A 10,873-nucleotide genomic window follows, 5' to 3' on the forward strand; every position below is an offset into this window, starting at 1 on the left:
GAAGTACCCGCCGAGGCGCAATTCGGCGGTGAGCCCCATCGCACCGTGGATCTGCACCGCGCCCTCCCCCACCAGGCGCGCAGCATCGTCACACACCACGCGGGCCGCCGAAACAGCACGTGCCCGGGCCTGATCGTCGCTGTCGAAAGCGGTGATCGCGATGGCAGTGATCGCATCCGCCTGTTCCAAGATCATTGCCATGTCGGCCATGCGATGGCGCAGGGCCTGGAACGAGGCGATCGCCACGCCGAACTGCTTGCGCTCCTTGGAGAACAAGGCGGCGTCGCGCAGCATCGACCGGCCGAGGCCCACGATTTCCGCGCAATGCAGCACCGTCAGCGCGTCCTCCGCCCAGCGGCGCTTGTCCTCGCTGTTCGCCAGGGCAAGCACCGCCGCCGGGCTGTCCGCACGCGGCGCACCAGCGCCGCGAGCGCCAAGCCGGGTTGCCACCCAATGCTCCGCCCAGGGCAAGACGACGTTGGCACGGCCGAACGCCGCCGCGACCACCGCCGCGTCGCGTAGGTCGGTGCCCAATCCCTCTTCTTCCGCCGGCACGCCAAGCGAGTCGAGCCCGGTAGCCGTGACCGCTGCTTCCCAATCAGCGTCGCCAGCCCCGAGCGACGCGTCCAGCGTCTCGGCCAGCATCCGCTGTTCGTCGGTTCGTGCAAAGGCGGTCAATTCACTCTCCGTTCGTGTCCTGCCCAGAAGGGCTCGCGCAAGGTGCGCCGCAAGATCTTGCCCGATGGATTGCGTGGCAGCGCCTCGATGAACTCCACGCTCTTCGGACATTTGAAGCCGGCGATCCGCTCCCGCGCATGCGTGATGATCGAAGCTTCATCACAAATGGCGCCGGGCTTCAGCACCACCATGGCCTTGACCGCCTCACCCCATTTCGGATCAGGAACGCCGATCACGGCGACGTCAGCCACCGCCGGGTGCCCGTAAATCGCGCTTTCCACCTCGGCCGGATAGACGTTCTCGGCGCCGGTGATGATCATGTCCTTGATCCGGTCCTGGATGAAGAGATAGCCCTCCTCGTCCAGAATGCCGGCATCGCCGGTGCGCAGCCAGCCATCGCCAATCAGCGCCTTGGCCGTTTCCTCCGGCTTGTTCCAATAGCCGCCCGTGTTGTTGGGGCTGCGGATCGCCACCTCGCCAATCTCGCCTGGGGGCAGATCATTGCCGTCCTCGTCGATGATCTTGAGCTCGACGCCGGGCAGCGCCTTGCCCGCGGCCGTCATCTTGTGCTCGCGGCCCGGCAGGTGATCTTCCGGCGGCAACGCCACGATCGATCCCCAGGTTTCCGTCATGCCATAGACCTGGACGAAACCGCAGCCCATCCGCTCCACCGCCTGCTGCAGCAGCGGAAGCGGGATCGGGCTGGCGCCATAGGACAGGGTTTCGATGGACGAGAAATCAGCCGTGGCAGCCTTGGGATGCTGCAACATCAGGCCGATCGCGGCCGGCACCAGGAACAGGCGGCGCACGCGATGTTCAGCGATCGCATCCATCACGTCGCCGGCATCATATTCGGCGTGGATGATCAGTTCCTGCCCGCTGTTCACCGCACCAAGCGCCACGCCCACGCCGCCGATATGGCCATAGGGCATGGCGATGATGGTCGTGTCACCCGGTTCGGCGAGGAGCCACTCGATCTTCGCCTCGATCTGGTTCCTGCGCTGGCGGATGCCGTTGGCATGGCTGAGCATCACGCCCTTGGGCGCGCCGGTGGTACCGGACGTATAGAGCTGGAGGACGATATCCTCCTCCGTCACCGAAACGGGCGGAGCGGCATCGCTCTGCACATCACGCCAGCGGGCAAAGCCTTCGTCCAAGACGACGACCTGCTCGGCCGCGAACGGGCGCCTGAACCCCGGCTCGACGAACAGCACGGCGGCGGCGGAGTCCCTCAGGATCCCGTCCACCTCCGCCGGGGCGAGCCGCCAGATCACCGGCACCAGCACCATGCCTGCGCGCGCGGTGCCGAGCGCCAGCTCGACCGCCCAATCGCTGTTCTTGCCGAGATATGCGACCCGATCGCCCTTCTTCAGCCCCATGGCCAGCAGGCCATTGGCGATCTGAGTCACGTGACGATCGAACGTCGCATAATCGGTAACCCGATCCTCGAAGCGTAGCGCCACCTGCTGCGGCCGTTCCGCCGCATGCCGGGCCAGCGCTTCGCCGAAGGTCGTCGGCAAGTCAGTCATGCTGTTATCCGCTCCTATCGCTCGTCAGAACCGGAATGTCGCGGTGGCGCCATAGGTGCGCACCTGCCCCGGGAAACGAACCACAATGTTCGCATTGCTGGCGACGGCGTTCCAGTAATATTCGTCAAACAGGTTGCGCGCCCAGACATTCAGGGCCCAGCTTTCGTCGGCCGCCTTCACGCCGAAGCCGGCGTTCACGACCGTATAGGCCTTGATGTCATAGAGCGGGTTATATTCGAAGATCGTGGTCTGACGCGACTGCCAGCGCACGTTGGTGTTGGCGGTGAAGCTGACATCATCGTTCAACGGCTGATCGAATAGCGCCGTGCCGGACAAGGTCCATTCCGGGCTGTAGATGAACCGCGCGCCGTCGAAATCCTGCGGCTGACCGGCCGCATTGGTGCCGACATAGCCGTTGATCCGGGTCTTCAGCCAAAGAGCGTTCGCCATCAGCGTCAGCGGGCGCGCCGGCCGGACGGTCAGTTCGCCCTCGATGCCGTAAGCTTCGGACTTGGGAATATTATCCAGCCGGGCAAGCGCGGTGTAGATCGGATCAGCGAAATAGGCGCTGATCTGCTTGTCCTTGTAATCGTAATAGAAGCCGGCGAGGTTCAGCTGAACCTTGCGATCAAGGAATCCCAGCTTGGCGCCGATTTCATAGGCGGTCAGCTGTTCCTGCCGCGCGGGCAGGTTCTGGCGCGCGTTGCTGGCCGCGTTGATTGGCGAGGTGCCCGATTTGTAACCGCGCGAGATCGAGGCGTAGATCAGCGTGGTGGAATTGGGCGTGATGTCGAGCGAGCCGCGCCAAGCGAAATTATCCTCGTCGAGCCGCGAATTGACCACGCCGAAGCTGTTGGTCGCGGGATTGAAGGTGTTGCACTCGTTCAGCCCGATCGGTGCAGCGAGGCCCCCGGTGGGGTTGAACAGCCGCTGGTAAAGACCACGGTTGAACAGGTTGATGTTGGTCAACATGCTGCCGTTGAAATCGCGCGAGCAACCGGTGAACTTCTGCAGATCCTGCGTGTAGCGCGCGCCGAGCGTCAGCTTGATGAGATCGGAAAAGGCATAATCGCCATTGGCGAAGATGCTCCACGTACGGGTGTCGAACGAACCCTCATCGCGATAGGTGCGGAAGGTGGTCGCGGCGTCCGCCAGCGTGTAGCCGAAGGTGTTGATGGGCGTGTTGACGAGCTGCGCCGTGGCGAAGCGGATCAGGGCCGAGTTGGCGTTTTCGCCCAGCAGCGTCCGGTTGGTATCCTCGATCGTGTCCTTGGCATAATAGCCACCGACCAGCCAATTGTAGCCCGGGCCGTCGCCTTCGACGCGCAGCTCCTGACCGAAGCTCTTGATGCGCCCGTCAGCCTCCTGGATCAGCACTTCGTTCGGGATGCCGGACCAGTCGAACGTCGCCTCGCGATCGAACTCATTATAGCTGGTCAGCGACACGACGCGGACATTGTCCGCGACATCGAGCTGCACCCGCCCCTTCAGGCCGAGGAAGTAATTGTTCTCCTGCAGCGGATCCTTGAGGCCAGCGCCGCGGCCGATGTCCGCCGAACGGCGTGCATAAGGCGCCCAGTCCGCCTGCTTGCCGTTGGTCGGGAAGTTCGCGGCAATATAGGCCGCAGCGCCCGGCGCGTTGAAGTTGCTGGCCGCGCCGCCGCCGCCGGGCGTCGTCGCGGGAGTGAAGCCGATCGCCTGGCCGGCGACCGTATCCGACTTGTTGACCCAATAAGTGGCGGAGAGATCGATCTCGAACGGCCCGGGCTGCAGCGCGAGCGACCCGCGCACGCCGTAGCGCTTCACCCGGCCGAGGCGCTCGTCGGGGCGGCTGTTGCTGACCTGCCAGCCGTCATTGCTGAGATCGACGCGATAGCCGATGCGCGCCTGAACGCCCTCCGCGATCGGACCCGTGACATAGCCGCCGACGTTGAACGTCTCGTAATTGCCGACGTCCACCGACATGGCGCCGGACGCGTCCTCGCTCGGCTTGCCGGTAACGAAGTTGATGAGGCCAGCGGTGGTGTTGCGGCCGTACAGCGTGCCTTGCGGCCCCTTCAGCACCTCCACCCGCTCGATGTCGATCAGCGGGCCGGTGTTCATGATCGGATAAGCGTAGGCGACCTCATCGACATAGGTGCCAACGGTCGATTGCGCGGATAGGTTGATCGAATTGAACCCGATGCCGCGCAGCGTGTAGGTGGGCACGCCCTGATAGCTTTGCGCCACCGTGAAGCTGGGCACCACGGCGGCAAGATCGCGAACGTTCTGAACGCGCAGCTCCTGCAGCGTTTCGGACTCGAGCGCCTGGACGGAGATGCCGACGCGGTTGATCGATTCCGCGCGACGCTGCGCCGTGACGACGATCTCGCCAATACCGACGTCATCGCGCGCCGTTTCCTGCGCGGGTGCGGCGGCCGTCCCGGCTGGCGCGGCATTGGCAGGGGCAGGCTGTGTGACGGTCGTATCCGACTGAACCGCGGCGGTGTCCTGTGCCTGAGCGGCGCCTGCCGCAATCACCGCGAACATGCTGGCGCCGACTTGAAGCGCAATACGCGTACGACCCATCTTGGCCATGAAATCCCCTCCCAAAATTATCAGGCAGCACCCATTTCGGGTGTCATTATGCAATGTCTGTAGCAGCGCGCGTCAGGCGCGCTCCCTGACATCTATGTCAGGGTTGCCGTCGCCTCCGCGCGGGCCGTCGAGCGACTTCCAAGCATTCGTTGCTGCTGCGCCGGCGAGAGCCAGGCGAACTCTCCGGGCAAGCCAAGGCGTTGCGCGGCCTGCCAGGCGGGTGACTGGCGGCTGCGCACCATGTCCGCCAGCTTGCCCGCCGTTCGCAGCAGCAGGGTATCGGTCCGCGTCAGATCATATTCCGCGCCAAGCTCCAGCCGTTGCCGCACCTCAGGAGGCAACAGCGAAATGGCCGCGCGCGCGAGCGCCCGATGAAGCATCCTGGGAACGGCCGGCGCCGCCTTGCCGGACTGAATGATGTCAAGGAATTCCAGGTTGATCGGATGCGCCTCGAACCGGGGCAGCAGCCTGTTCAACATGGCAAAGAAATCCTCGTCACTGCGGAGCGGATTTTCCACGCCATAGAGGCGCGCGATCGGCTCCCCGTCGCGATAATAGGCGCGACGGTCCTCCTCGCTCACCGGCGCGACGAAGCGATGGTACGCCTCCAGAAAGCCATAGGTGGCCGTTGCACTGACCCAGTCGAGCAGTTCGGGATCGAGCGCCTGATACGCCTCGCCCTTGGGCGTTTCGCCAACAACCTTGCGGTGCATGCGATTGACCCCGCCGATGATGCGCCGGGCGGCACTGGCCGGCCCGAACACGCCGGCCATTGCGGCGATGCCGGTGCGCTTCGACCGGCCGATCGGATCCACCTTGTAGGTGGAATGATCCCACACCCCCGACCGGATCCGCGCATCGGCAAATTCCAGCAGCACGGCGGCAACCCCGCCGATGGCGATGGCCACCGGGTTCTTGAACACGCGCCATTGCGGCGATGTGGGCGCAACCAGCGCGGGCTCCCCCACCGGGCGGCGATAATCAACCTGGTAGCCCTTAAACTCGGACGCCATTGGACCCACCTTCAAATACGATCATACGATAGAAGTTGGTTTATGCGTACACGGGCTGTTCCGCAAGCCCCGCCTCTTCTATGCCCGCGCGCGTGAGCAATGGTCCGATGCCCCGGAAGAGCAGCCCGCGCGGGCCGTATCGCAGCAGCGCGGAGACGCGGCAGCGGCTGATCGAGAGCGCGCTTGCACTGTTCGGGAGCAACGGCTTCGAGGCGACGAGCACGCGCGACATCGCCGCGCGGACGGGTGTGGCGCTGCCCGGCATCGCTTATCATTTCGGGGGCAAGGAGGGGCTGTACCGCGCCTGCGCCGAGACTGTCGTGGAACGATATCGCGAGCGGATGCGGCCTGGTGCCGATGCAAGCGACGTACGGCTGCCGAAGGAGCCCGACGTCGCCCGCGCCGCCCTGAAGCGAGTGATGGCAACGCTTGCGGCCATGCTGCTCGATTCAGCGGGCGACGATGCCTGGCTGACGTTCATGATCAGAGAAATGAACGGCACCGGCCTGGCGCACGACCTGCTTTACCGCGACCTTTGGAAGCCGGGCCTGGCCCTGATCGCGGCGCTCGTCGCGGCGGCGCGGGCGCGTGAAACAATCGAAGAAGAGGACAAGCTGGAAGCGCTGCTGCTCCTGTCGAGCTTCAGCGCGTTCAGCACCTCGCGCCGGGTCGCGCTTGATTTTGGCGGCTGGGCTTCGATCGACGAGCCGCTGGTCAGCGCCATGCTGGACCGACTGGGCGAGCGCATCGACGCGCTATAAGCGGCTGACCGTGGGAATGACGCGCCCGCCCCTGCCAATGGGAGCGGACGCCATCGCCTACGTCATTCCTTGCTATCGCCCGATCCCGGCTCCGCCATGCCACGGTGCAGTTCGGCAAGCGTCGATTGCGGCACGATCCCCGACGCCAGCACCTGAAGCTTGTTGCCAAGGCCGGACACGATGTGTCCCTTGCCGGCGATCAGCGCATCCCAGCCGTCCTTTGCGACCTTTTCCGGATCGGCCTTCTTGCTCTGGCCGACCGAGGTGTCGAGCATGTCGGCGCGGGCGAAGAATTCCGTCTCGGTCGCACCCGGCATGAGCGTTGTCAGCGTGACCCCGTCCACGTCCTTCAGCTCGTTGCGCAGCGCTTCGGTGAAGTTGTCGATGAACGCCTTGGTGGCATTGTAGATGGCGTTGAAGCTGCCGGGGATATAGCCGACGATCGACCCCGTTACGAGCACCTTGCCCGAGTTGCGCGCCACCATGTCGCGCAGCACCTTCTGCAGCAGATAGACGGTGCCGGTGACGTTCGTGTCGATTGAATGCCGCCAGTCGGCGACGCTCTCGTCCAGGAACGGACCGCCCTTGCTGATCGCCGCATTGGCGCAGAGCAGTTCGATGCGGCGATCGCCGGCGGCGGCGAGCACCCGGTCCACGCCGTCGATGGTGGAAAGGTCCGCCTCGACCGCCTGAACCTCGGTCCCGAATTGTTCGAAATCCCGCGCCGCCGCCTCGATCAGCGGCTCATCGGCGACGACGATCAGATCATAGCCCTCCCGCGCCGCGATCGTCGCAAGTTCGAAGCCGATACCGGTGGATGCACCCGTTACGATGCCGAGTTTGCCAGCCATGTCCGTCTCTCCTCAAATATCGAGTTCGACGCGCTCGAGGCCGGGCTTCAACACGACCTTGGTCACTTCGTTCTGCTTGTCATGAAAGATGCGATAGCCGTCCGGTGCATTTTCAAGCGGCAGGGTGTGGCTGATCAGGAAGGTCGTATCGATCTTGTCTTCCATGATCGCGTTCAGCAGGCCCGGCAGGTAATGCTGCACATGGGTCTGACCGGTCTTCATCGTCAGCCCCTTCTCCATGAAGGCGCCGAGCGGGAATTTGTCGACGAACCCGCCGTAGACCGCTGGCATCGACACACGGCCGCCCTTGCGGCAGGCGAGGATCGCCTGACGGATCGAGTGGGGCCGATCGGTTCCCAGGAACGTGGACGCCTTGATCTGATCGATGACATTGTCGACGAACAGGCCGTGCGCCTCCAGCCCGACCGCATCGATGCACGCGTCAGGGCCGATGCCGCCGGTCATCTCCATCAGCGCCTCATAGGTGGCGCTTTCCTCGAAGTTGATGGTCTCCGCGCCGAACCTGCGCGCCAGTTCCAGTCGGCGGGGGAAATGGTCGATCGCGATGACACGCTCGGCGCCCATCAGGAAGGCCGATTGAACGGCAAAGAGCCCGACCGGCCCGCAGCCCCACACCGCGACGGTATCGCCGGGCTCGATCTCCGCATTCTCCGCCGCCATCCAGCCGGTGGGCAGAATGTCGGACAGGAACAGCACCTTTTCGTCCTCCACCCCATCCGGGATGACGATCGGGCCGACATCGCTGAAGGGCACGCGGACATATTCCGCCTGACCGCCCGAATAGCCGCCCGTCATGTGGCTGTACCCGAACAGCCCGGACATGGGCTGGCCGTAAAGCGTCTGGGCAATATCCTGATTGTCCGCCGGCAAGCCATTGTCGCACGCGGAATATTGCTGCTTCCCGCAATGATAGCAGGAGCCGCAGGAGATCGTGAACGGCACGACGACCCGCTCACCCTTCTTCAGCGTGGACTTGGCGCCCACCTCGACCACTTCGCCCATGAATTCATGGCCGAGGATGTCGCCCGACTGCATGGTGGGAATATAGCCATCGTAGAGGTGAAGGTCGGAGCCGCAGATCGCGGTGGATGTGATCTTGATAATGGCGTCGCGGGGATTGAGGATCTCCGGATCGTCCACCGTATCGACGCGGACGTCATGCTTGCCGTGCCAGGTAAGCGCTCGCATCAGTTCTTCCCCTCTTCCAGAAGGCGGCGATTGCGCGCGCCGGTGGCGACTTCGCCGGTTTCCATGAGCTGCTTGAAGCGACGCAGGTCGCGACGGGCCTGAATGGCCGGCTCCCGCTGGAACATCTTGGCGATCACCTTGCCGATGATGCCGGCAGGCGGATCATAAAGGATGGTGGCGGTGACGATGGTGCCGCGATCGGCCTGCGCGTCGCGAAACTCGATCCGGCCGCTGTTCGGCACGTCCGCCCCCTCTTCGGAGGCCCAGGCGATATATTCGCCCTCGCGCTCATCGGTGATCCGCGCGATCCACTCGACATGGCCGCCGCCGGGCGCCTTCACCGTCCAGTGAGACCGGCGATCGTCGAGAATCTCGATACGCTCCACATTGTCCATGAAGCTCGGCAGGTTGGTGAAGTCTCGCCAGAAGGCGTAGAGCTCGGCGCGCGGGCGATTGATCGTGACCGTTCGGCCGACCAGCTGATCCGCATCGCCCTGTTCGGGCGAACCATAAGTCTGGGTCGCGGCATCAACTGCGGCAGACCCGTGTTTTGACGTGGAGAGCGGCGCATCATCTGCGCGCACAGGGTCGATCGTCTCGGCCATCTCATCCTCCTGATGAATGGCCTGACAACGTCGCGTGTCAGCTGCGCGTTCCGATCACGTGTACGCAAGTTGCGTTATTATAGGGAAAATCTTTGCCCGTGCTGATGCCCTGACGATCGGGCTGGCATCCGAGGCCGGGCGCACGACCTGCCAGGCGCCTGATCAAAGCCGGCGGCGGCGAGCGCGATCGCGGCTCGTCGAAGCCGAGATACTCGCCATCATGGTTTCATACTGACCGACCGTGAAGCCGGCCGCGAAAAAGGCGCGCAGCTCGCTGACGGGAACCTGGAAGCTGTGGTGCCACGCGAGGACGGCCATGCGGCGGAGCGCCTCCAGCCGGTCATCGGCGAGCCGCGGATTGTTCTGCCGGAACAGCGAGGCCATGGCGCTGGACAGACGCCCCGGCACCCGCAGCGACGAAAGAGTGTCACGCCGCGCCAGCGCGACAACCGACCATTCGAGGGCGCTGAGCCGCGCAGCCGCCGCATTGGCCCTGTCCTTCGCGGTAAGGACCGGCTCTTCGGCGGGGGCAATCGTCACGGCGGGCGGGGCCAGGCCGGCGTCCAGCGTGTCGAAATTCAAATATGCCATGTCGATCCCCTCTGGCCGCACGCGATCACTGACCGATCCGCACGCATCGCGGCCCGCCCAGGGAAAGCTGGTTTTCAAGTTACGAGCGGCGCGGAAGGTCTTCAGCGGACACCCGGTTTGTGTACCAGGCGGTATAGAGAGCAGATGAAGAACCGTCAACAGATTTCATACCGGCTGGTATGAATGATCGCCGGTGGGGAATGATGGATCGTCCGGAGCGGCCCCGATCCGTGCGGCCGAAGGTCACGACAGCCAGCGGGGCATACCGCGCTCGTTGCAGACCCCTGCCCACCAGCCAGCCATCGCATCCTTCCATTGCCGCATTGCACGACGCCGGCCGAACCGCGCCCATGTCAGCGACAGGGCAAAGGGGATCGCGACTGCCAGGCGAGCGGGAGTCGTATCGCGCACCACGTGGAGCTTGTTGCGTTCATCAAGATAGATCGGCAGCAGCGGCCGCTGGTGAATGTCGGCGGCCGAGCCGGTCGTACCGCCCTGCCCGTGGCAAATCCGCGCATCAGGCGCGAAGCCGAGGCGCAAGCCCCGAGATCGTGCGCGGAGACACCATTCAACCTCCTCGGCGTAGAGAAAGTAATCGTCGCGCATCGGGCCGGTCGCCTCAAGAAACCGGCGGCCGATCAACATGCACGCGCCCAGCAGATAGTTCATCCGGGCCTCTACCCGGCGCGGCTCGATCCGGGTCGTGAGCGGCTTTCCCAGCCCGATGGAACTGGCGCGCGCGAGCCAGGGGTTCCAGTGGCCACCATAGGCCTGTACGCGCCCATCAGGTTGGTAGAGGACGCCGCCGACCGCATCGCACTCCCCGCGAGCCAGACGGTCCACCAGCGCCTGAAGCGCGCCCGGGGCTGGCCGAGTGTCAGGGTTCAGGATCCACCAGCCGTCCGCATCGGGCCGCGTGGCCATGCAGGCGTTGACCCCGCCAGCATATCCGAGGTTCTCTTCCTGCCGAAGCAGCGTGACGGCCTGCCCGCCCGCGAGTGTCGACGGCAGCGTTTCACGGAGCCGCTGGCGCGCGTCCGGCCCGCCGTTTTCGCAGAT

At 64.7% G+C, this 10,873-nt stretch carries 10 protein-coding genes; 1 reads left to right on the forward strand and 9 read right to left on the reverse strand.

Translation table 11 applies throughout. The features are described 5' to 3' along the window. The 4 genes from AX702_RS23930 to AX702_RS23945 all read right to left on the reverse strand — a co-directional run. On the reverse strand, positions 1–678 hold a 678-nt coding region (locus AX702_RS23930; protein ID WP_269450364.1), incomplete at its 3' end, for an acyl-CoA dehydrogenase family protein. Beyond that, a complete protein-coding gene (locus tag AX702_RS23935) occupies positions 675–2,207 on the reverse strand; it encodes a fatty acid--CoA ligase (protein ID WP_066775336.1) in 1,533 nt (510 codons plus the stop codon). The genes AX702_RS23935 and AX702_RS23930, both read right to left, overlap by 4 nt. A gap of 24 nt (positions 2,208–2,231) precedes the next feature. Beyond that, on the reverse strand, positions 2,232–4,784 hold the full coding sequence (locus tag AX702_RS23940) for a TonB-dependent receptor (RefSeq protein ID WP_231731682.1): 2,553 nt from the start codon (positions 4,782–4,784) through the stop codon (positions 2,232–2,234). A 92-nt stretch (positions 4,785–4,876) separates the two neighbouring features. Continuing rightward, the gene (locus tag AX702_RS23945; RefSeq protein WP_066775339.1) at positions 4,877–5,797 is read right to left on the reverse strand and encodes an oxygenase MpaB family protein; all 921 of its coding nucleotides are present in this window, start codon (positions 5,795–5,797) and stop codon (positions 4,877–4,879) included. Between the two features lie 107 nt (positions 5,798–5,904). Here AX702_RS23945 and AX702_RS23950 point away from each other — a divergent pair, with 107 nt between their 5' ends. Beyond that, a complete protein-coding gene (locus AX702_RS23950) occupies positions 5,905–6,558 on the forward strand; it encodes a CerR family C-terminal domain-containing protein (RefSeq protein ID WP_197420456.1) in 654 nt (217 codons plus the stop codon). A gap of 62 nt (positions 6,559–6,620) precedes the next feature. On the opposite strand, the gene AX702_RS23955 is transcribed toward AX702_RS23950, so the two are convergent. The 5 genes from AX702_RS23955 to AX702_RS23975 all read right to left on the reverse strand — a co-directional run. Next, positions 6,621–7,409: an SDR family NAD(P)-dependent oxidoreductase gene (locus tag AX702_RS23955; RefSeq protein WP_066775345.1), complete on the reverse strand. Its 789-nt coding sequence runs from the start codon at positions 7,407–7,409 to the stop codon at positions 6,621–6,623. A 12-nt stretch (positions 7,410–7,421) separates the two neighbouring features. After that, a complete protein-coding gene (locus tag AX702_RS23960) occupies positions 7,422–8,618 on the reverse strand; it encodes a zinc-dependent alcohol dehydrogenase (protein WP_066775350.1) in 1,197 nt (398 codons plus the stop codon). Next, complete coding sequence (locus AX702_RS23965; protein ID WP_066775352.1) at positions 8,618–9,223, reverse strand: SRPBCC family protein; 606 nt, start codon at positions 9,221–9,223, stop codon at positions 8,618–8,620. The genes AX702_RS23960 and AX702_RS23965 overlap by 1 nt, the downstream gene beginning before the upstream one ends. Before the next feature lie 162 nt (positions 9,224–9,385). After that, complete coding sequence (locus AX702_RS23970; protein WP_066775355.1) at positions 9,386–9,814, reverse strand: hypothetical protein; 429 nt, start codon at positions 9,812–9,814, stop codon at positions 9,386–9,388. A 243-nt stretch (positions 9,815–10,057) separates the two neighbouring features. After that, positions 10,058–10,873, reverse strand: an 816-nt coding sequence (locus AX702_RS23975) for a glycosyltransferase (protein ID WP_066775358.1), incomplete at its 5' end; no start/stop codon positions are given.

The sequence above is a fragment of the Sphingomonas sp. CCH5-D11 genome (assembly GCF_001557395.1).
Lineage (GTDB): Bacteria > Pseudomonadota > Alphaproteobacteria > Sphingomonadales > Sphingomonadaceae > Sphingomonas.

Coding starts and splice junctions, on each gene's coding strand:
- AX702_RS23960 (WP_066775350.1), bottom strand. CDS start 8,618: ATGCGAGCGCTTACCTGGCACGGCAAGCATGACGTCCGCGTCGATACG.
- AX702_RS23945 (WP_066775339.1), bottom strand. CDS start 5,797: ATGGCGTCCGAGTTTAAGGGCTACCAGGTTGATTATCGCCGCCCGGTG.
- AX702_RS23935 (WP_066775336.1), bottom strand. CDS start 2,207: ATGACTGACTTGCCGACGACCTTCGGCGAAGCGCTGGCCCGGCATGCG.
- AX702_RS23965 (WP_066775352.1), bottom strand. CDS start 9,223: ATGGCCGAGACGATCGACCCTGTGCGCGCAGATGATGCGCCGCTCTCC.
- AX702_RS23970 (WP_066775355.1), bottom strand. CDS start 9,814: ATGGCATATTTGAATTTCGACACGCTGGACGCCGGCCTGGCCCCGCCC.
- AX702_RS23950 (WP_197420456.1), top strand. CDS start 5,905: ATGCCCCGGAAGAGCAGCCCGCGCGGGCCGTATCGCAGCAGCGCGGAG.
- AX702_RS23940 (WP_231731682.1), bottom strand. CDS start 4,784: ATGGCCAAGATGGGTCGTACGCGTATTGCGCTTCAAGTCGGCGCCAGC.
- AX702_RS23955 (WP_066775345.1), bottom strand. CDS start 7,409: ATGGCTGGCAAACTCGGCATCGTAACGGGTGCATCCACCGGTATCGGC.